The organism is Aquirufa antheringensis, from assembly GCF_023921165.1.
GTDB lineage: Bacteria > Bacteroidota > Bacteroidia > Cytophagales > Spirosomataceae > Aquirufa > Aquirufa antheringensis.
On sequence record NZ_CP049835.1, the window covers coordinates 169,549 to 190,168 of the forward strand.

18 protein-coding genes are annotated in these 20,620 nt (G+C 43.1%); 11 read left to right on the plus strand and 7 right to left on the minus strand.

Translation table 11 applies throughout. From position 1 onward, the window contains the following. Nucleotide 1 precedes the first annotated feature (1 nt). Together G9X63_RS00780 and G9X63_RS00785 are read right to left on the minus strand one after the other, a co-directional pair. Entirely contained in the window at nt 2-2,008 is a 2,007-nt protein-coding gene (locus tag G9X63_RS00780) for a TonB-dependent receptor plug domain-containing protein (protein WP_130923110.1), read from the minus strand. Nucleotides 2,009-2,056: 48 nt separating this feature from the next. Further along, nucleotides 2,057-2,452 (minus strand): HYC_CC_PP family protein, encoded by a 396-nt coding sequence (locus G9X63_RS00785; RefSeq protein WP_252623332.1) that lies wholly within the window; start codon nt 2,450-2,452, stop codon nt 2,057-2,059. 35 nt (nt 2,453-2,487) lie between these two features. Here G9X63_RS00785 and G9X63_RS00790 point away from each other — a divergent pair, with 35 nt between their 5' ends. After that, nucleotides 2,488-4,086: a S8 family serine peptidase gene (locus G9X63_RS00790; protein WP_252623334.1), complete on the plus strand. Its 1,599-nt coding sequence runs from the start codon at nt 2,488-2,490 to the stop codon at nt 4,084-4,086. After that, a complete protein-coding gene (locus G9X63_RS00795; protein WP_252623337.1) occupies nt 4,083-5,192 on the plus strand; it encodes an acyltransferase family protein in 1,110 nt (369 codons plus the stop codon). The genes G9X63_RS00790 and G9X63_RS00795 overlap by 4 nt, the downstream gene beginning before the upstream one ends. Before the next feature lie 533 nt (nt 5,193-5,725). Here G9X63_RS00795 and G9X63_RS00800 read toward each other — a convergent pair. From G9X63_RS00800 to G9X63_RS00810, 3 genes are read right to left on the minus strand one after another with little or no spacing between them, the layout of a single operon-like run. Then, entirely contained in the window at nt 5,726-6,643 is a 918-nt protein-coding gene (locus G9X63_RS00800) for an ROK family protein (protein WP_252623339.1), read from the minus strand. Between the two features lie 4 nt (nt 6,644-6,647). Further along, entirely contained in the window at nt 6,648-7,580 is a 933-nt protein-coding gene (gene rsgA, locus G9X63_RS00805) for a ribosome small subunit-dependent GTPase A (RefSeq protein ID WP_130896989.1), read from the minus strand. Beyond that, nucleotides 7,567-8,808 carry a 3-deoxy-D-manno-octulosonic acid transferase gene (locus tag G9X63_RS00810; protein ID WP_252623343.1) on the minus strand — a complete coding sequence of 414 codons (1,242 nt, stop codon included), beginning with the start codon at nt 8,806-8,808 and terminating at the stop codon, nt 7,567-7,569. Before G9X63_RS00810 ends, rsgA begins: the two co-directional genes overlap by 14 nt. Nucleotides 8,809-8,861: 53 nt before the next feature. Here G9X63_RS00810 and ytxJ point away from each other — a divergent pair, with 53 nt between their 5' ends. The 5 genes from ytxJ (at nt 8,862) to metK (ending at nt 13,326) form a co-directional block, all read left to right on the plus strand. Next, nucleotides 8,862-9,194, plus strand: a complete 333-nt coding sequence (gene ytxJ, locus G9X63_RS00815) for a bacillithiol system redox-active protein YtxJ (protein ID WP_130923104.1) — start codon at nt 8,862-8,864, stop codon at nt 9,192-9,194. Continuing rightward, a complete protein-coding gene (locus tag G9X63_RS00820) occupies nt 9,187-9,933 on the plus strand; it encodes a hypothetical protein (RefSeq protein WP_130923103.1) in 747 nt (248 codons plus the stop codon). The genes ytxJ and G9X63_RS00820 overlap by 8 nt, the downstream gene beginning before the upstream one ends. Before the next feature lie 7 nt (nt 9,934-9,940). Then, nucleotides 9,941-10,810, plus strand: a complete 870-nt coding sequence (gene lipA, locus G9X63_RS00825; protein ID WP_252623346.1) for a lipoyl synthase — start codon at nt 9,941-9,943, stop codon at nt 10,808-10,810. Between the two features lie 3 nt (nt 10,811-10,813). Then, a complete protein-coding gene (locus G9X63_RS00830; protein ID WP_252623348.1) occupies nt 10,814-11,995 on the plus strand; it encodes a lycopene cyclase family protein in 1,182 nt (393 codons plus the stop codon). Nucleotides 11,996-12,069: 74 nt separating this feature from the next. Then, nucleotides 12,070-13,326 (plus strand): methionine adenosyltransferase, encoded by a 1,257-nt coding sequence (gene metK / locus G9X63_RS00835; protein ID WP_130896983.1) that lies wholly within the window; start codon nt 12,070-12,072, stop codon nt 13,324-13,326. Nucleotides 13,327-13,394: 68 nt separating this feature from the next. Here the strand turns inward: metK and G9X63_RS00840 are convergent, their stop codons facing one another. Both G9X63_RS00840 and G9X63_RS00845 read right to left on the minus strand, forming a co-directional pair. After that, on the minus strand, nt 13,395-13,736 hold the full coding sequence (locus G9X63_RS00840) for an HPF/RaiA family ribosome-associated protein (RefSeq protein ID WP_130896982.1): 342 nt from the start codon (nt 13,734-13,736) through the stop codon (nt 13,395-13,397). A 441-nt stretch (nt 13,737-14,177) separates the two neighbouring features. Then, nucleotides 14,178-15,788: a VRR-NUC domain-containing protein gene (locus G9X63_RS00845; RefSeq protein ID WP_252623350.1), complete on the minus strand. Its 1,611-nt coding sequence runs from the start codon at nt 15,786-15,788 to the stop codon at nt 14,178-14,180. 64 nt (nt 15,789-15,852) lie between these two features. Between G9X63_RS00845 and G9X63_RS00850 the strand changes: the two genes are divergently transcribed. The 4 genes from G9X63_RS00850 (at nt 15,853) to G9X63_RS00865 (ending at nt 20,594) form a co-directional block, all read left to right on the plus strand. Then, nucleotides 15,853-17,043 carry a phosphoglycerate kinase gene (locus G9X63_RS00850; protein ID WP_130896980.1) on the plus strand — a complete coding sequence of 397 codons (1,191 nt, stop codon included), beginning with the start codon at nt 15,853-15,855 and terminating at the stop codon, nt 17,041-17,043. Nucleotides 17,044-17,131: 88 nt separating this feature from the next. Next, nucleotides 17,132-19,588, plus strand: coding sequence for a bifunctional UDP-N-acetylmuramoyl-tripeptide:D-alanyl-D-alanine ligase/alanine racemase (locus tag G9X63_RS00855; protein WP_252623352.1), 2,457 nt, complete (start codon nt 17,132-17,134; stop codon nt 19,586-19,588). A gap of 298 nt (nt 19,589-19,886) precedes the next feature. Further along, nucleotides 19,887-20,234, plus strand: a complete 348-nt coding sequence (locus tag G9X63_RS00860) for an ArsR/SmtB family transcription factor (protein WP_130923098.1) — start codon at nt 19,887-19,889, stop codon at nt 20,232-20,234. A gap of 24 nt (nt 20,235-20,258) precedes the next feature. Next, nucleotides 20,259-20,594, plus strand: coding sequence for a hypothetical protein (locus G9X63_RS00865; RefSeq protein ID WP_252623354.1), 336 nt, complete (start codon nt 20,259-20,261; stop codon nt 20,592-20,594). Nucleotides 20,595-20,620: the final 26 nt, after the last annotated feature.

The window sequence follows — 20,620 nt, forward strand, 5'->3', positions numbered from 1 at the left end:
ATTAATTGATTTTAAAACGGATTCCTGTATAAACCATCGTGCCGGTTATCGGCCCCCAAACCATCGAAGCATCAAAACCCAATGCAAATGGATCTTTCGCTACGTAAATGGGATTCTTTTGGGTAAAATTAAAAAGATTTTCCACTCCAAGGTACAATTCCCACTTTTTAAATTGACGCGTTACTTGCGCATAAACGGTAGAGAATGGCGGTGCGCTCACTTCTTGAATGGAACCTGTATGTAAATGGGCTAATTTATGGTCTGGAATCCGTCTTGATCCATTCCATTGCCAGGTTATATCGTATTTCCAAATGTCGTACGGCGTCGAATAGGCTAGATTCACTAATACGCGATCCTTGTTAAGATAGGGCTTTGATAAACGAATTAATCCTCCATCCATTCGCAAATAATCTGCTTGCACATCCTGGAAACGGTAGGCCACTTTCATCTCAAAGCGCTTAAATGGACTATAATTAAATTCGGCCTGAATACTGGTTGCAAATGATTCCCCGGGCATCGCATACATGCGCAAAGTCGAGCCCGCCTCCATATCGACCATCCATTGGTGGGTGAAATCAGTCCTAAATGCATCCAAAACTAGATTCGCCTTCCGAGAACCAATGTTCATGTTCTTAGTCAACGTAATCCCATAATTCCATGAAGCCTCCAGTGGATTTAGATTCCCGACTAATTTCAAGGCGCGGTTATTGATGAGGAATCCCGTGTTTTCTGCCAAAGGATTCACCCGTCTCCACCCCTTTCCGGCAGATAAACGAAGGATCCAATCCGGGGCTACATCCCATTTTACATGCAAACGAGGCACCCATTGTGTACCTAACTGGTTATGGAAGTCGACTCTTTGGCCTAAAACCACTGTTAATTTAGTAGGAATCGTCCAAGTATATTCCCCATAAATTCCTGGTACTATTTCGGTTCTAGCATAAGCAGAGTCTATATAGGACTCCTGATAGGAATCTAGTAAAAAACTGGCACCGGTCTTCCAGGTATGGTTGGTGTTGCCAATGATGGATTGAAAAATCAAATTGCCATAAACACTTTGTTCTCGTCCTGTATAATTCTTCGTGGAGAAATAGGAATCATTTGCATGGTTAGCTGTACTTAAAATTAGGGCCAAACCCTGGTAAGGCTTGTTAGGAAATAATCGAGCTATTTTTGCGAAGGTCTCGAAACGCTCTGTCTTACTTCCAAAACCATATATTTGGGAACGATCCGCTTCAGACGTGAACGACTTTTGACCCCCTAAACGATCCTCATTCAAGTAATTTGCTCCCCACTGAATCATCCAACGATCCGTCGCATATTTCCAGCGATTAAGGACATTGATCAAATTAAATAAAGGCAAATCCAAAAAGCCATCCCCATTTCCATCCAAGCGAGCCGCCTGCTGAGAATAGTGTGTAAATATGCCCGTAGATAAACGAGAATTGAAGCGATGTGCTCCTTGTTGATTGATCTCGAATCGTCCCTGTGAGTTCGTGTAGGTATTTAAATAATATACTTCAGAGGTATCAGGCTTTGCGAGTTCCACATTGATGGCTCCCGTCATGGATTCATATCCATTCACAACGGAGATGGTACCTTTCGCCAAATCAATCGACCTTATCCAAGTTCCTGGCAAATAATTCAAGCCGTAAGTGGATTTCAGTCCACGGATAGAGGGAACATTCTCCACATTCGTTTGCACATAGGTTCCGGCTAAACCCAGCATCTGAATTTGTTTAGACCCCGTCACTGCGTCCGAGTAATTAACGGAAACGGAGGCATTCGTTTCAAAACTTTCGGAAAGATTGCAGCAAGCCGCTTTCCCCAAGGTTTTAATCGTCATGATTTCGGTGGCAAGGACGGCGTTATCGTCTTTTTGGCCAGGATTTGCCACAACTCGAAATTCCTTCAATTCCGTTTCACGTTCAATGCTATCTTTTTGCATGACCCGTTGTTGAGCCTGCGCTAGCGTCGCAAAACTCAAAAATATAAGTATTTTGTACATGGTATTTTGATTTAGATGAATGAAATAGTTAAAAAACTATAACCTGAATCAAATCAAATACGTTTGCAATTGAGCTAAGCGAATCTGCTGCGCGAGCGGCGGAGCGTTAGAATGATAAGAAACATAACCAGGATCCTGATGATTTAAAACAAGATTTTGATAAAATGAAGAGACAGAAATGGGTGTAAAGGCAAAAATCATCGCCGTATTCCCTTTCGTCAAATCAAAATTAAACTTTACCTGGTATTTCCCTAACAAACAGCATTTTGCCCTTGAAATATGAGCTTCTGTTGTTTTTTTACAGCAGGATTCTGCTTTTGTAATGGTTGTTTTCTTCGCCCCTGTGTAGATGCAAGTAGCCTCTGTCCATGAAATTCCCAAGCTGCCGAAAAGAATCCAGGCAGCGAGAAAGAAGGACATGAAGCTTTTGGCAAAGAATTTCATTAGACAAAATTAAGGACAATTCACTAATTTGCTATATGTTTCAGCGGTTTATCTTTTTCATTCTATGCTGCGCCTGCATTCCCTTGCAAGCTCAGACTTACCGCTACCTGATTCTTTTTAAAGACAAGGGCTCGAATACCTATTCCTTTAACAATCCAAGCGCATTTTTAAGTTCCAAAAGCCTCGAACGTCGTCGCAAAAACCGCGTCGCTATCACGCTTCAAGACCTACCTATAAGTCCCGATTACCTAGCTCAAGTAAAAGCTTCAGGTGCGCGCATTTTGTTTCCCTTAAAATGGCTAAACGGTGCATTGATTCTACAAAAACCGAGTGAATTAAAGAAAACACTTGCTCTAAGCTGCGTTAAAGGACTTTATTGGGATTTTCCAGCGGACTCCAGCTCAGCTAATCAAATTCAATCCGGAACGCAATCGAGTTCAATTAGCCCAGATTATGGCAACTCCCTCTCCCAAAATGGGCAATTAGGCGTTGATCAAATGCACGCTAAAAACATCTTAGGCGATGGGATTTTAATCACCTTACTAGATGACGGATTTAAAAATGCGAATACCGTACCCTATCTTAAAAATCTAGTCAGCGAAAAACGCATCCTCGCTACGCTTACCACTGATCCATCTTTGACCTCCGTATATGCCGGCGGTGGTCACGGCACAAACGTCCTTTCTACCATCGCCGGAAATGAACCCGGTAAATTAATTGGAACGGCTTATAAAGCCTCCTTTGCTTTGGCACAAACCGAAGAAAGTCGCCACGAATTAATCGTGGAAGAAGCGAATTGGCTAAGAGGCGCAGAATGGGCCGACAGCTTAGGCACAGACATCCTTTCCTCTTCTTTAGGTTACTCGACTTTTGACAATCCCCTGCATAACCACACCTACGCAGATATGAATGGCAAATCGACACTCGTTTCTAAAGCCGCGGCCTGGGCAGCAAGCAAAGGGATTCTTTGCACCATTAGCGCAGGAAATGAAGGGGCAAATGAATGGAAATACATCACCGCACCAGCAGATGCCGATTCGATTTTAACCGTGGGATCAGTCAATGCTTTGGGCGGTTTATCGTCTTTTAGCTCTACAGGACCTAGTTTTGACGGTCGCATTAAGCCTGATGTTGTTAGTATGGGATCAAGCACGGTGGTGGGAAATACCGATGGTACCATTGGAATCTCTAATGGCACCTCTTTTTCAGCTCCGCTAATCGCGGGACTTGCCGCAGGATTAATGCAATCTTTCCCTACCCACACGGCTCAACAAATCAGAAAGGCCATCCTAAAATCAGGCTCACAGTTTACTAGAACAGATATGCTGCTTGGATTTGGCATCCCTGATTTTGCCAAAGCAAGCGAAGCCATCGAACTGATTTTAGGCAATTCCGTGGAACCAACTTTACGCATCTACCCTAACCCTGTAAACCCAGGCGAAGCGGTACACCTTTCCATCCCATTCCCTTCTGCTCAAGTAGAAATACTGAATAATGCCGGAATAATTGTCCAATCCTTTCAGCTAACACAGGCCGAGTCAAGTATTTACCTTGGCCCTTTCGTTTCTGGCAAATATTATTTTAGATTTACCACAGAATCAACCTCTATTGTTAAACCTGTACAATTACTATGAAAACACGCTTTCTTTCGCTCGACATTCTCCGAGGAATTACGCTCGCTGGCATGATTCTAGTGAATAACGCTGGCAACTGGCAATTCACCTATTCGCCACTTTTACACGCAGAATGGAATGGCTTTACACCCACTGACCTTGTATTTCCTAGTTTTTTATTCATGGTGGGCGTCGCCATGCGCTTCTCTTTCAAGACTTTTAATTATCAATTGACGCCTGCCGTTCGCAACAAGATTTTCAAGCGGACATTGTATTTATTTCTGATCAATTACTTCATTTTCTATTTTCCATTCACCCATTTCTCTTTTGAAACGTTGCGTTTTTTGAATGTATTACCGCGCATTGCCCTATCTTTTTGTGCCGTTTCCTTTTTAACGTTACAAGTGCCGTCTAAATGGCTAACCTGGATAAATGCTGGTATTTTACTCTCATTTTGGGCTATTTTATATTTCTTTGGAGATGCTGGACTTTGGATGGATATCAGTTCGAATGCAGTGAGAAAACTAGACTTATTTTTATTCGGAGAATCCCATTTATACCATGGAAATGTGGTCAATGGCATCGCTATTGCCTTCGACCCAGAGGGACTTTTGAGTACGCTTCCCGCTATTTCTACTTGTCTTTTCGGCTATCAAGTCAGTTTATTTTTAGAGAATCAGGCCAAAGAAAATAAGTCCGCCTTACTCAGTTTACTGGGCTGGGGCGCCGTTTTAATTGTAGTAGCGTTGATCTGGGACCAAGTTTTTCCCATCAATAAAAAGTTATGGACCAGCTCTTTCGTTTTACTTTGTGCTGGCATTGACTTCATCTTGATTGGATTATTAAATTGGTGGATGGAGACTAAAGAACGTCACTTCGGCAACACCTTCTTCCTCGTTTTTGGCACTAATTCTATCCTCGCGTACGGCATTTCAGAAGTCATTGCCATTCAATTAGGCAACTACCAGATCCAAGATATGTCCGCTAGCGAATGGCTGTATTGGCATCTATTTGAACCTATTTTTGGCAAATACAATGGGTCGCTGGCCTATGCAATTGCTTTTGTGCTGGTTTGCTGGAGTATTTGTTGGGTGTTTTGGAAAAAGAAAATATTCTTGAAAGTATAGCTTTTCGAGTCGGCGCCTTGCGCCTTAGTCGCTGGGTCGCCACTTCGTGGCTTAGTCGCTGGGTCGCAGCTTAGTCAACTTCGTTTTAGTCGGCGCCTTGCGCCTTAGTCGCTGCTTCGCAGCTTGGTCAACTTCGTTTTAGTCAAAGAGTCAAAAAGAATGACCAAGTCCGCAGGACGACTAAATCACGAAGCGATGACCAAGTCCGCCGGACGACTAAATCGCGAAGCGATGACCAAGTCCGCAGGACGACTAAATCGCGAAGCGATGACCAAGTCCGCAGGACGACTAAATCGCGAAGCGATGACTAAGTCCGCAGGACGACTAAATCGCGAAGCGATGACTAAGTCCGCAGGACGACTCCTTTTCGCAAGCGAATTTTTGGCTGAGGGTAGTTTAGTTGAGGGATTTTAGAAATTATACCTTTTGAGTTAACCAAAGAGCAAGTTTTGATTGCTGTAGATCTGAATTGGGAAAACAATTTCGAAAATTATGGCGCAGCCCAATTTTGAAATTGTTTTCCCAAGCAGATCTTACTGGAACAACAACGCCGCACCAAAAACCCCTGCCGAATCACCCAACTTAGGCTTCACAATAGGTGTCAAGACCTCTCCTGAATTGAAAATGTATTTTTTGATTCGTTCGATTCCCTCTGTATATAGCAAATCGATATTTCCTACACCGCCACCGATGACGATGACTTGGGGATCTAATACGTTAATTAAAGTCGAAACGGCACGGCCGAAATTCTCTAACATTCGCTCAATCGTAGCAGAGGCATGAATATCTGTTCCGGCTAGATGAGCTTGAAGGATTTGTGGCATGCGGAGTTTTTGGCCTGAAATAGAAAAATAAAACTCCTCTAAAGCTGGTCCAGAGATAACGTGTTCCACGCAACCCGACTTACCGCAATAGCACGCCTTGCCGCCTTCCTCCAAAATGTTGTGTCCCCATTCGCCACCAATGCCGTGTAAGCCATTAATCACTTGACCGTGTACGACTAATCCGCCGCCTACACCAGTTCCCATAATGATCCCAAAAACGACTTCCGCTTTAGGATTCACGTCTTGCACCGCACCCAAATGGGTTTCTGCTAACGCAAAGCAATTCGCATCATTTGCGAGACGTACTTCAACGCCTAAGGCTTTGGTTAAATCAGCTGCCATCGGACGACCATTCATGGAGGTCGTATTGCAGTTTTTCATCGTCTGGCTAGCTGGATTCAAGACGCCAGGAGTGGCAAAACCGATTCGGGTAGGCGAAACACCCAGCTGTTCGGAGACGCGGGAAACTAAACGGGCTACTTGGGAAATGATGTGTTCGTAGCCTTTTGCTGCTTCGGTATCGATGCGTTCGCGGGCAATGACTTGCGTTAAATCAGCGGCAGACAATACGGCACATTCGATTTTGGTTCCCCCTAAATCGATGCCCCATACATAGGATTTTTCCATAGGTTTAGCGACGGTTGTCGTTGTTCTCAAAAATACTCAAATAACTCAAATAGCGACTGTGCGCAATATCTCCCGCCTCAAAAGCCTTTAAAACGGCACAAGACGGTTCCGAAATATGCAGGCAATTGTTGAATTTGCATTCGCCTATTAGCGCACGCATTTCGGGGAAATAATGCGATAATTCTTCTTTCTCGATCTCCATCACCCCTAATTCATTGATGCCAGGGCTATCGATTAAATAGGTCTCTGGCCCCAGTTCCCACATCGTGGAATAGGTGGTGGTGTGGACGCCTTTTTGGGCAAAATCAGAAATCTCCTTCACTTTAATGTTCAAATGAGGAGATACCAAGTTCAATAAACTGGATTTCCCTACGCCAGAATGGCCTGCTAAAAGCGACACCTTTCCGGCAAACATCGCCTTAAATTCATCGACGCCTTGGCTGCGCGGAATAGACGTAAACAAGATGCCATAGCCTAATTCTTGGTAGAGTGCGGCATATTCAAAGATTTGGTCCTCTTCCTGTTCATTCAATAAATCCATCTTGTTGAACACGATGGTGACAGGGATTCTGAAAGCTTCGGCAGTGACTAAAAAACGATCTAAAAACCCCAAAGAAGTCTTAGGGGATTTCAAGGTCATCACGAAGATGGCTTGATCCACATTCGCAGCCATTAATTGGCCCTGACCTGTTTTATGGACGGATTTTCGGATGATATAATTCGTGCGTGGGATGATTTCTTCGATGACTACCGTCTCATTCGCTTCATCTTCCACCGCATAAATGACGCGATCTCCCACCGTAACAGGATTCGAGGTTTTAGGTCCTTTTAGCTTAAATTTACCTTTCAAACGTCCTTTAAATACCTTACCTGACTCGGAACGAATTTCGTACCAAGAACCGGTTGAACGCATAATTAAGCCTTTACTTCCTTCCATCGATTGCTAAATTACGCACAAATTGATTGATTCTTTCCGTTGCCCCTGCTTGTAATTGAACGAAAGCTCGAGATTGCACTTGTTTATTGACAAAAACATCGTCCACATCGTATATCACGCGCATGGCCTGATCTAATTCTTCTGTAGAAGCCACCGGAAAAGCCAATCCCAATTCGATTAAATCACGAGCCTCCCGAAATTTTAAGTAGTTTTTATTGCCAAAGAAGACCGTCGGTCCAAAGACCGCCGCCTCCAAGGTATTGTGCAAACCATCCCCAAAAGCACCTCCAATGTAAGCAAAAGAAGCCCCTCGGTATAGATTTGCTAAGCGACCCACCTCGTTCACAAAGAGCACTTCGGCCTTTTCGCGCGCAGGACCTTGGGAATAAGCTACCGGCAATTCAATCTGTTCTTCCCAAGATTTCAATTCCTCTGGATGAATTTCGTGCGGCGCAATAACCCATTTAAAAGGATATTTCTTCGAGTTAATCAAGGGAATCAACACCTCCATATCGGCCTGCCACGCAGAACCCACCACCATAAACTCTTGATTGTCTAAAAAAGATGTCAATAAATCCCAGGATACGGGATTACGGAGCGTATCCAGCACCCTGTCAAATCGCGTATCACCCGCCACCGTCACATTAGACCGCTGCAATAAATCGGCGGAAGCCTGGTCTTGCAAAAAAAGGTGGGTAAAACAATCCAATAAGCGACGGTAAAAACCACCATACCAGGTAAAAAATACTTGATTAGGGCGAAAAATTGCAGAAACTAAAATCGTAGGAACTCCCCTCTTTTTTAAACCAGTCAGGTAATAATGCCAAAATTCATACTTCACAAACACCGCCAACGAAGGCTTCACTAAATCCAAGAAACGCGCACTATTGAAGTAGCCATCCAAAGGCAAATAACTCACATAATCCGCTCCAGCATAGTTCTTTCTCACTTCATAACCGGAGGGTGAGAAGAAAGTTACCAAGATAAAATGCGTGGGATTTTCCTTTTTGTAGGATTCAATAATCGGTCTTCCCTGCTCAAATTCACCCATCGAAGCGGTGTGAAACCAAGCCACTGACTTTCCATTCGTTTTGAAATGTGGCTCGAGCCCGGCCCAAACCTGATTTTGGCCCTCATTCATCAACGCTGCTTTGGTTTGAAACAAAGCGGCGAATCGAATCAGTCCCCGATATAAAAACAAGACAAAAGAATAGAGGCAAACCCTCATTTTTTACTAAATTTGGTGTTGAATTGTTAAAATTACGAAAAAGGCAGGTGAATATGAATTGGATACCCTTGACAGACGAGAAACAACTGGCAGAAATTGTGGAAACATCACAGGAGAAACCGGTAGTTATTTTCAAACACAGTACGCGTTGCTCGATCTCATCGACCGCTTTAAATCGCTTTGAAAGAGCCTGGGATTCTGAAAATACACCCGCCTATTATTTGGATTTAATCGCTTACAGACCTATTTCAGGTCAAATTGCGGAACAATTCGCAGTGGAACACCAATCTCCTCAAGTGTTAGTGATTGATAAAGGCGCTTGCCCCTATTCTGCTACGCATTGGGACATTTCCGTGGACGAAATTAAACCATACTTGAATGCGTAGATTTTTTTTCTTGTGGGTGATTTTAGGGGTACCATTATTCATGATGGGCCAAAGAAAATCAGCAACACCCCAGAAAAAAGAATCGCAAGCGCAATCTTCGTCTTGGGGATTTGGCGTTAATACGAATACCAATTCCGGTATTTTGGGTGGATTTAGTTTCTTAAAGACCTTCAAAAATCGCTCTTTCGTGAATTTTGACTTAACCAATACGAAGGATTACCGCGAATTCGACTCCCCCTTCTCCTACAATGGCAAGACCTATGTAGAAGGAAAATTAAATTACCTACTTAATTTCAGGCCTGAATACGGCCGCCAATGGGGATTATTAAAACAATCGTCTGATGGAGGAACGAGCTTAAATGGCCGAATTGCCACAGGGCCTACCATTGGCATTCAAAAACCCTATTTTGTTGATATAGTTTACACGGACGCAGGAGGTAAAACTTTGAGTACATCTGTACCTATGGCAAAAGCCCTAGATAACAGCTATAATAAGTCCATTATCAGTGGCGAAGGCAGTTTCTTTTCTGGCTTATCTGAGGCCAAATTTATTCCAGGCTGGCACCTAAAAACAGCTTTAGAGTTTAAATTTGAAACCTTAAAACAAAATTACCTGTCCTTAGAAACCGGCTTTATAGTGGACTATTTTAGTCAACCGGTTGAAATTTTAAACCAAACCACCCCTCGCTCTGTTTATACGACGGGTTATGTGACCTTTTTCTTTGGAAAAAGTAAATAGAAAAAAGATGATTGAATTACCTCAAGTAAGTCCTGCCGCTAATTCTCGCAAACCAGATTGGTTACGCGTTAAATTGCCTATTGGCGAAAAATATACGAACGTCCGCAAAATCGTAGACGAATACAAATTGCACACGATTTGCCAATCCGGCAATTGCCCTAACATGGGCGAATGCTGGGGAGAGGGCACAGCAACCTTCATGATTTTAGGCAATGTCTGCACGCGCTCTTGCACCTTCTGCGCCGTAGCAACCGGCCGTCCAAACGAATACGATGAAGACGAACCGCGCCGCGTGGCTGATGCTATTCAATTAATGAAAGTAAAGCACGCCGTAATCACCTCGGTGAACCGCGACGAATTGAAAGATAAAGGGGCAGAAATTTGGTACCAAACCGTTCGCGCAGTTAAAGAAACCACGCCTGCCACGACCATCGAAACATTAATTCCAGACGTGAAAGCGAATTGGGATGCCTTGATTCGCATGATCGAAGGCGGACAAGAAGTCGTTTCTCATAATATGGAAACGGTGGAACGTTTGTATCGCTATGTTCGCCCTCAAGCGAAATATGCGCGAAGTTTAGAGCAAATCAAGCGGACGAAAGAGTTTGGAAAACGCAATAAATCCGGCATCATGCTAGGTCTAGGTGAAACCCAAGACGAAGTGTTAAAAGCAATGGATGATCTAGTGGAAAATGGCTTGGATGTATTGACTTTAGGCCAATATTTACAGCCTACGAAAATGCACCATGAGGTCATCGAGTGGATCCACCCAGACACTTTCGCGATGTACAAGGAGGAAGGATTGAAACGCGGGCTTGCTTACGTCGAATCTGGAGCCTTAGTTCGTTCGAGTTACCACGCGGAAAAGCACATCTAGTTTATGCAATTACCCGGCCCAGCCTATCGAGAATACGATTTCATCCTGGCGGGAGGGGGAATGGCCGGTTTATCATTTGCTTATTATTTGGGCCAAAGTAGTCTCAGCAACAAGCGAATCTTGATCATTGATCGGGGCGTTCGAAACGAACAAACCTTTTGTTATTGGAATTCGGATTCAACCGATTTCGATTTTCTAGCCGAAATATCCTGGGACTCTCTCTATTTCCATAGCGCCAGACCATCGTCATTGAAGATTTCGATCGAGCCGTATACTTATCATAAGATTAACGGTCATGCGTGGTTTTCGTACATAGAAGCGGAACTCGCTAAACACCCTAACATCCACTACTTGCAGGCTGAAATTAAATCGATCAGCTACCAAGGAGTTGGATCTTGTGTTAACACCTCTGAAGGCACCTTTTATGCTTCGGAAAAAATCATTGATAGTTTTAGCCCATTCCCTTGCGATAACGCTAATTCCAAACACCTCAAGCAACATTTTTTAGGCTGGGTGGTCGAATGCAATTTTAATAACTTCGAAACGGATGCGGCGCACTTATTTGACTTCCGTGTGGCTTTTGGTAAGGAATGTGAGTTTATGTATGTACTTCCTACCAGCCCTCGCAAAGCCTTATTTGAATACACTTTTTTCTCTGGCACCTTACGAGAGCCTGATTATTACCGTGACAAAATCAAATCCTATCTTTTCGCTTATTACGGACTGACAGCCGATGATTATTTGTTAAAGGAAGAAGAAAGTGGCGTGATCCCCATGCGAAATAATCCGAATAAACCGGCCAATTTATATGAAAAACACCTTAAAATTGGCACAAGCGGTGGCTTCGTAAAATCCACAACAGGCTATAGCTTTTACAGAACCCAAAAATTCTGCAAAGACCTCGTAGCAGCGCTTGAAAAAGGCCCATCTGCCACACTTGTTATTCCTGTTAGTCCTTGGAAGATTTGGCTAGATGAAGTCTTCCTGCAAGTCCTGATCGATCAAAAAATAGCCGGCTCTAAAGTCTTTGAAAGCCTTTTTTACAACAATAAACCTAGACTCCTGTTGAAGTTTTTACAAGAAGAAACCTCCTGGAAGGAAGACCTTCGCTTGATGTGGTCGGTACCCACTTTGCCCTTTGTAAGAGCCGCACTGAAAACTATTTACCGGTCAAAAATTAAATGAATGGAACTTGCGGGTTCCTTGGAATAATCGTATTTTTGCCCTGATTTTAATCTCAAAACAAATAATATTCGCCCATGGCTTATCTATTCACCTCTGAATCGGTTTCTGAAGGACACCCAGATAAAGTAGCTGATCAAATCTCTGATGCGTTAATTGACCATTTCATGGCCTTTGACCCCACTTCTAAAGTAGCTTGCGAAACACTTGTAACGACAGGTCAAGTAGTTTTAGCTGGAGAGGTGAACACAACAACGTATTTAGACGTGCAAGCCATCACTCGTGAAGTCATTCGCAAGATTGGGTATACGAAGTCAGAATATATGTTTGAGGCAAACTCTTGCGGTATTTTATCTGCGATTCACGAGCAATCAGCGGATATCAACCAAGGTGTTGATCGCAAGAACCCAGAAGAGCAAGGTGCGGGTGACCAAGGAATGATGTTCGGTTTCGCTACGAAGGAGACTGACAACTATATGCCTTTGGCCTTAGACTTAGCTCACAAAATTTTACAAGAACTTTCCGCTATCCGCAATAACGAGCCTTCGTTAATCGGATACCTTCGTCCTGATGCAAAATCTCAGGTAACGATCGAATACAGCGATAATCACGTACCTCAACGCATCGACACAATCGTTGTTTCTACTCAGCACGATGACTTCGCATCTGAAGCAGAGATGTTAGCCAAAATCAACAAGGACATCGTTGAAATCGTTATCCCTCGCGTGAAGGCTAAATTGAAGCCTGAATTGCAAGCTTTATTCAACGATGCGATTACGTATCATATTAACCCAACAGGTAAATTCGTGATCGGTGGTCCACACGGAGATACGGGTTTAACAGGCCGTAAGATCATCGTAGATACCTATGGTGGAAAAGGTGCTCACGGTGGTGGTGCCTTCTCTGGTAAGGATCCGTCCAAAGTAGACCGTTCAGCTGCCTATGCAACGCGTCATATCGCGAAAAACTTAGTCGCTGCTGGATTATGTGACCAAGTATTAGTACAAGTTTCTTATGCAATCGGTGTGGCTAAACCTTGCGGTTTATTCATCGATACTTACGGAACAGCGAAAGTTGAAATGACAGACGGCGAAATCGCACGTAAAGTAGAAGCTATCTTCGATATGCGTCCTTACTTCATCGAGCAACGCTTGAAATTACGTAACCCGATCTATTCAGAAACTGCTGCTTATGGCCACATGGGACGTAAGAACGAGATCGTTACGAAAGAATTCACTGGTCCTAACGGTCAAAAAGTAAGCAAAGAAGTGGAATTATTCACTTGGGAAAAATTAGACTACGTAGATGCGGTTAAGTCTGCATTCGGAATCTAATCTTGATTACCTTGATATGAAAAAAGGCGACCTTCGGTCGCCTTTTTTAGTTTAGAGCTTTATTTTTTTTAAAATTCCTCGCTCTCCAAATCTTCTGCTCGAAGCGCCTTTACGGAATTGTTTTTCGATTTAAATCGCTTAATCTGCTCTGCGATGGCATTCAACGCCAGGTCTAATGCCTCTTCGAATGATTTCGCTGTTTCTTTCACAAATAACACCGCCCCGGGGACTGTGATCTTAATTTCTAACATTTTCTCCTTTACCTTTCCTAGACTTTTCGCCACTTTCAGGAACACCTCACCCCCGGTTATTCGGTCATAAAAGGTATCTAACTTGTTTAACTTTTCTTGAATGCTTTCTACCAATTTGCGGTCCGCAGTAAAGTGGATCGCGTGAACTTGCACTTTCATAAGCTTAAAATTTAATGGTGAAACACGCTTTGGGAATCTTAGCAAAGCTGACAGAAAAAAGAACGTTTTAGATTCGTTATAAACGTATTGTATTTTTCAGGTGATGTCAAGTTTTTAACAGAATTTATTTGAGCCTCGCTCAAATAAATTCTGTTAAAAAAGTCGCAGCTTCGCTGCCTAGTCGCCTGCGGCCTAGTCGCGACTGTGTCGCTTAGTCAGTGGGCAGTCGGCAGTGGGCAGTAATCAGTAGACAGTAATCAGTAGACACTAGTCAGTAGTTAGTAAATGAGGCCGGAGGCCGCACCACTATACTCATCGCCGCAGGCGATTCCACCATCCACCATTCACCACTTACCATCCACCATCTCTACTCTAAACCACTATACTCATCGCCACAGGCGATTCCACCATCCACCATTCACCACTTACCATTCACCATCTCTACTCTAGATATTTCAACCGCACCAACCTCACCCCCACCCCATTCCTTCTCATAAAATCGTGCCAAAAATGCTGAATAGCCGATAAATGGTCATTCGGAGACTTCACTTCGACGAAGGCAAATTCCTCTCCTTTTTGGATAAATAAATCAGGGAAGCCCTTGACGTGTGTGCCTAAATGTTCCCATAAGTATTGAGCTATTGCGGCCAACCCATCCGGAGGCATCACTTGCAAAAACCGCTCCATCAGATCGAAATCGAGGGAATACCAATCTACTAAGGGATTCATAGCCCCATGATTTGCCTCAGCACGGGAGCGTAAAAGAGCTAATAAACTGACCCGATCCCCTAATAAATGCAACGGCAATTCACCCGCAAAACTTTCTTTTCCATAATGACTCGGAGCCCATTGAAAAGGGTGGTGAAAGCCCTCTTTTCGGTCGGCAAAAATCAAATCCCAAGCGAAAAGACCGAGGAAATTACGCCAAATCTGATTCTCTGTAAAAGCCGCATAATAGCCCTCTGCCTGAAAATGGGCAACCACTCCTGCTTCCACTTGACCAATGTATTCCGGCGATATTTCAATCAATTCAGCCTGCTTGAGCGAGGCAGTTACCTGTTTGATGGATTTTTTAGAGGCTTGTTTGGCCAAAAAATCTTCGAAAAAATGAATCTCCGTGGGCGACACGCACAGCTCTAATCCCACACGAGCCCAAGCAATGGCTTCCTCTAACTCCCCCATTTTCTGCAAAACACGCACACGCCGCTCTAAAGAAGCACCCGTTAAGGAAACCTCATATACTTCCAAAGCCTCTACATAAGCCTTTTCGCGCTCTAACAAACGACCTAAAGCGTAACAGGTCTTTTCAAATGCACGAACCGATGGCTCTAACAAGGAAGAAGCTAAGGGCAACATATGCACTCGCCAGGAAGCCAGCACCTCATCTGCACTTACGATGGTCGTATAAAACCATTCCCTCCACATCGAAATGGCCCATTTTTGTTCCGCTTCTTCTCTGGTTTGAAAATAGGGTTTTAAGTCTTCTTCCTGTACTTCCACAAAGGCACGGTGCCCTAAATCACGCACCACGAAGTCTGTTAAATCCCGAGATCGCGTCCCAAAAAACAAGAACTGAATGAACGCAAACACCTCCACTCTCGCGGGTGCAACCACACCAGAAGAAAATGCAGTGATTAAGTCAGAGGATGAAACGAGTGCCGCAGCCTCTTCTTTAGAGGCAGAACTAGGAATTTTGATGTCTTGTTTTTTGGCCAAAGTAACACATTCCTGCTTCGTAAAAATCGATTCTATTCCTTCGGAAACATCGGTTAGCAAACCGGACCTGCGCAAAACACGCAGCGGAGTCGCTAAATCTCCTATTTCTGGATATTTCAATTTCTCTATCCGAAAACAGGCCGACCGACGCGACGCTAAACGCAAATACAGGCACTGCGCGGCGAAAGTCAGTTCAGAAAAATCTTTTAAAAATGCTATTTCCTTTTCCTGTAAAAGGGGCAGATAATGCCGATCGATATAACGCAGAATGTAGCTAAAATGATCCCAATAATAGGTTGCAGACAATTCTACCTCATTTTTTCGATCATTCGTCATTATTGTTTATCTTTGTCTACCTTTTTAGGGGATTATCCTTTTATTCATAAATCAAAACAAAAATATGCAAACTGTTGCTAATTTCAATTTTGCTGGTAAAAAAGCGCTAGTACGTGTTGATTTCAACGTTCCATTGAATGAGCGTTTCGAAATTACAGATGATACCCGAATCAAGGCGACGATTCCTACGATCCAAAAGATTTTGAAAGACGGCGGATCGGTTGTGTTAATGTCTCATCTAGGTCGTCCGAAAGATGGTCCTACTGAAAAATATTCGTTGAAACACTTGGTGACACCTTTGTCATTGGTTTTTGGCGTGAAAGTAAAATTTGCCACTGATTGCATCTCAGATGAGGCTGTTGAATTAGCGAACGGTTTACAAGCAGGCGAAATCTTGCTTCTAGAAAACCTTCGTTTCTACAAAGAAGAAGAAAAAGGAGATGTTGATTTTGCGCAAAAACTAGCTCGTTTGGGCAACGTTTGGGTTAATGACGCATTTGGAACGGCTCACCGTGCGCACGCTTCTACTGCGGTAATTGGTCAATTCTTCTCAGATAAAGTGAGTGGATACGTGATGCAAGCGGAATTAGATAACGCACAAAAGATCCTTGAATACTCTGAGCGTCCGTTTACGGCGATTATGGGTGGATCGAAAATCTCTGATAAAATCTTGATTATCGAACGTCTGTTGGACAAAGTAGACAACTTGATTATCGGCGGTGGTATGACTTACACTTTCTCTTTAGCAGAAGGCGGAAAGATTGGTAAATCGATCTGTGAGCCTGATAAAGTGGAATTGGCGAAACAATTAATCGAAAAAGCGAAGGCTAAAGGTGTGAATTTAATCATGCCTTTAGACAACGTTTGTGCAGATGATTTCAATAACAACGCAAATCGTCAAACAGTAGAACGCGGTGAGATTCCTGATGGTTGGGAAGGTTTAGATATCGGCCCTAAGTCGATCGCTTTATTCCAAGAAACGATCGCGAAATCAAAAACAATTCTTTGGAACGGTCCAATGGGCGTATTTGAGTTCTCAAACTTCGCTATCGGAACTAACGCAATTGCGGATGCTGTCGTGAAAGCAACGGAAGAAAATGGAGCATTCTCTCTTATCGGAGGTGGCGATTCAGCTTCTGCAGTTAATAACGCAGGTTATGGAGATCGCGTTAGCTACGTTTCTACGGGTGGTGGCGCTTTATTAGAATACATGGAAGGTAAAACTTTACCAGGTGTGGCTGCTTTAGAAGCTTAGAAAACACCGGAATTTCAGATAAAATTGCAGAAGGCGAGGAAACATTCCTCGCCTTTTTGTATTTTAGTACTTTGACCCTTGCCTTTTCATGATTCAGCATAAAAACCCTGCCCATCTGCGTGCCAGCTTCTTGAGTTTAGATAGTCGCCAGATTTATGAGCCTTCTAAAACTGCCTTTTTTGCAGTAAACGGGCTACACCACGATGGGCATCAATATGTAGAATCGCTGTATGCTAAAGGCGTTCGGGAATTTATTGTCGAAGAATCTGCATGGCACGGCCCAATCGCAGAAAAGGCTGCTAACTGGGAGCAAACGAACATTTATGTCGTTGAAAACAGCATCGCTACCTTGCAAGAAATAGCCCAGCAACACCGGGCCCAATTTCAATATCCTGTCATCGGCATAACGGGTTCAAATGGTAAAACCATTTGCAAAGAATGGCTGGCGACACTTTGCAATCATGCGTTTACTGTAGTTAAAAGTCCTAAGAGTTTTAATTCCCAAATTGGTGTTCCCCTCTCCCTCTGGGCGATGCAGGAGAAGCACAACTTGGGCATTTTCGAAGCGGGTATTTCTCAAAAAGGGGAAATGGACAAAATCGAAGCGATGCTGAAGCCGGACTATGGTATTTTTACGCATTTTGGTGAGGCACACGGCTCTAATTTCAGCTCAGATGAAGAGAAGCTAAGAGAAAAACTGCAACTCTTTAAAAGAGCGAAAAAACTCGTCTATCGTGTCACCAATCTGCAAGATGATCCCATCAAGCAAATAATGCAGGAAATTAATCCTTCGTGTGAATTGATTGGATGGAATACGATTAGCCCAGATAAAGGTTTGTTCACTTTTTGGCAAACAAAAGGTAAAACAGCCCAAATCAAAGTGATCAAAGCCGCTCAAAGCGAAACCTTCATCGATAGTTCCATCGACTTTAACGATGAAGCATCACTCGAAAACAGCACCCATTGCCTCATTATGGCCTCTATTTTAGGCCTCAATCGCGATACATTAAGCCTAAAAGCACGGGTATTAAAACCCGTATCAATGCGCTTAGAAATGAAAGAAGGCTTGCGTGGAAATACCTTAATTGATGATTCCTATAACAATGACCTGGATGGACTTCGCCTCGCTTTACCTCTCTTAAAGAAAAACAAACACAAGAAAAGTGTCTTAATCCTCAGTGATTTCCTCGAAACAGGCATCCCTGAAAAGGAATTATATACCACCATTGCGGCCTTAGTTCGTCACCAAAAAATTGATCGAATGATCGGAATAGGTGACCAAATAATCCGCAATAAAACCAATTTTGATCAAATAGATGTATTTCACAGTACAGAAGACCTTATTGCTTCTGGACTACTTAATACCATCAACACGAGCCAAATTTTACTAAAAGGCGCGCGTAAATACAACTTCGAAAAACTCGTTCATAACTTAGAAAATAAGACCCATCGAACGCAATTAGAGGTGAACCTGGATGCCTTACAGCATAATCTAGCTTATTTTAAAAAGGACATCGGACCAAAAACTAAATTAATGGTGATGGTCAAAGCCTTTGCCTACGGCACCGGCGCCATCGAAATTGCCACCTTACTCCAAAACAGCGGCGTAGATTACCTCACCGTAGCTTACACAGACGAAGGCGTTTACTTACGTAAACACGGCATTTTCGTACCTATTATGGTGATGAATCCGCAAATAGAAGAATTCGATAAGCTAACCGATAATGGATTAGAACCCGAAATCTATAGCTTAGACCTACTCAAAGCCATCGACGAATATGGAATGCAACAAGGCAAAAACATCAAAATCCATATCAAATTAGATACAGGGATGAAACGCCTTGGCTTTGAAGCATCTGAAATCGCTGAATTAAGCGAAAATTTAGCTCAAATGCCCCATTTATGGGTAGCCAGCATATTAAGCCATTTAGCGGCAGCAGATAGCCCACAACACGCAGATTTTACAGAAGAACAGATAAAAAGATTCAATTCAGCAGCCTCCGAAATCGAATCAAGTCTCGGTTATCAAACAATCAAGCACATCGCAAACTCCGCTGCCATCCAAAATTACCCTTCAGCCCGACTAGATATGGTCCGTTTGGGCATCAGTTTGTATGGAATTACGGGTAATCCGAGCGTAAAAAACAAGATTGAGAACGTATTAACATTAAAAACATCTATCTCTCAGATCAAAAACATCGCCCCAGAAGAGACAATTGGCTACGGAAGACGTGGAAAACTAGACGGCTCCGGACGCATTGCTACCCTCGCAATTGGCTATGCTGACGGCTATTCTAGAGCCCTGGGAATGGGTAAAGGAAGCTTCGAAATAAAGGGTCATTTATGCCCTACCGTTGGCTCCATTTGCATGGATATGTGCATGGTAGATATTAGCCAATTCCCCGACATTTCAGTCGAAGATACCGCCATAGCCTTTGGTGGAAAAATACAATTATACGAATTAGCGAAACAAGCAGAAACTATCCCTTACGAACTGATGACAAATATCAGTGAACGCGTGAAGAGGGTTTATGTGACGCAGTAGGCAGTAGACAGTAATCAGTATCCAGTAGACAGTCCGGAGGGAAAGAGTCCGAAGGAGTGCGCCCATTCACCATCCACCATCTACCATCCTCCATTAACCATCTCTTATCTATACTCTATAATCTCTAATCTTATTAATTAGCCATATTGCTATTTTCATTATTTTTACTTTACAATATCGCTAATTATTAATTGTTTATTCTGCTAATTAATTAGTGCGACCGCTAAATAGCTTATCAATAACCTGATTTGGAGAAATCCATTCTATATATTAACTTAGCTAAATATCAAATAATAGCATGGCTGTAGAGAACATAGCAAAAGCTTTAGGGGATGAGTCCAGAAGGAAAATCATCGAACTATTAAAGGAAGGAGAACTTCCTGCTACCGCTATATTTGATCAATTTGAGTACGCCGCCCCTACTATCTCCAGGCATTTATCTGTTTTAAAGGATGCTGGATTAGTGAGTACTCGCAGAAACGGAGTCTTTATTTACTACTCTTTAGAGAAGGATGCGCTGCGTCAATTAGACGAATGGCTCTCCCCTTTCCTACCGAAAGCAAAGGCCGCACCGAAAGAAAAATCGAATCCAGTACCTAAAATTCCGAAAGAAAACCCTTTCGATAAATTTCAATCTGAATTCTAAAATATAAAAATAATACAATTTATAATGAAGCGATTTGTGTTCATCATTCGAGGTCCAGTAGCCGGAATTTCCAGCGAATCTAGCTTAGCATCGGAGGCAGAATTAGACCAAATTCGCACCTGGTTAAAGGGCTTAAAATCGACTTATTCGGACATGCTTTTCCAAAAATTTTCAGGTGAATTACAGGCGCTAAATCAGAGCGGAAAATTAGACAGCCGACTGATCCAACAAATTGATGGAGGAGAAATTTCTCAGATCGTCACGCTGATTTTGCCAGGCTTAGAAGTGGCCGAAGAAATCGCAGCGAGTTTCCCCTTCCCTAACGAGTTTTATAGTCTAGAATTGAGAAAAATGGCTTAAACCCCTATCTTATTCAACAAAAAAGG

Bases quoted from the DNA above. Each gene is read 5' to 3' on its own strand.
- G9X63_RS00780 (WP_130923110.1), bottom strand. From the start codon at position 2,008: ATGTACAAAATACTTATATTTTTGAGTTTTGCGACGCTAGCGCAGGCT.
- G9X63_RS00785 (WP_252623332.1), bottom strand. From the start codon at position 2,452: ATGAAATTCTTTGCCAAAAGCTTCATGTCCTTCTTTCTCGCTGCCTGG.
- G9X63_RS00790 (WP_252623334.1), top strand. From the start codon at position 2,488: ATGTTTCAGCGGTTTATCTTTTTCATTCTATGCTGCGCCTGCATTCCC.
- G9X63_RS00795 (WP_252623337.1), top strand. From the start codon at position 4,083: ATGAAAACACGCTTTCTTTCGCTCGACATTCTCCGAGGAATTACGCTC.
- G9X63_RS00800 (WP_252623339.1), bottom strand. From the start codon at position 6,643: ATGGAAAAATCCTATGTATGGGGCATCGATTTAGGGGGAACCAAAATC.
- rsgA (WP_130896989.1), bottom strand. From the start codon at position 7,580: ATGGAAGGAAGTAAAGGCTTAATTATGCGTTCAACCGGTTCTTGGTAC.
- G9X63_RS00810 (WP_252623343.1), bottom strand. From the start codon at position 8,808: ATGAGGGTTTGCCTCTATTCTTTTGTCTTGTTTTTATATCGGGGACTG.
- ytxJ (WP_130923104.1), top strand. From the start codon at position 8,862: ATGAATTGGATACCCTTGACAGACGAGAAACAACTGGCAGAAATTGTG.
- G9X63_RS00820 (WP_130923103.1), top strand. From the start codon at position 9,187: ATGCGTAGATTTTTTTTCTTGTGGGTGATTTTAGGGGTACCATTATTC.
- lipA (WP_252623346.1), top strand. From the start codon at position 9,941: ATGATTGAATTACCTCAAGTAAGTCCTGCCGCTAATTCTCGCAAACCA.
- G9X63_RS00830 (WP_252623348.1), top strand. From the start codon at position 10,814: ATGCAATTACCCGGCCCAGCCTATCGAGAATACGATTTCATCCTGGCG.
- metK (WP_130896983.1), top strand. From the start codon at position 12,070: ATGGCTTATCTATTCACCTCTGAATCGGTTTCTGAAGGACACCCAGAT.
- G9X63_RS00840 (WP_130896982.1), bottom strand. From the start codon at position 13,736: ATGAAAGTGCAAGTTCACGCGATCCACTTTACTGCGGACCGCAAATTG.
- G9X63_RS00845 (WP_252623350.1), bottom strand. From the start codon at position 15,788: ATGACGAATGATCGAAAAAATGAGGTAGAATTGTCTGCAACCTATTAT.
- G9X63_RS00850 (WP_130896980.1), top strand. From the start codon at position 15,853: ATGCAAACTGTTGCTAATTTCAATTTTGCTGGTAAAAAAGCGCTAGTA.
- G9X63_RS00855 (WP_252623352.1), top strand. From the start codon at position 17,132: ATGATTCAGCATAAAAACCCTGCCCATCTGCGTGCCAGCTTCTTGAGT.
- G9X63_RS00860 (WP_130923098.1), top strand. From the start codon at position 19,887: ATGGCTGTAGAGAACATAGCAAAAGCTTTAGGGGATGAGTCCAGAAGG.
- G9X63_RS00865 (WP_252623354.1), top strand. From the start codon at position 20,259: ATGAAGCGATTTGTGTTCATCATTCGAGGTCCAGTAGCCGGAATTTCC.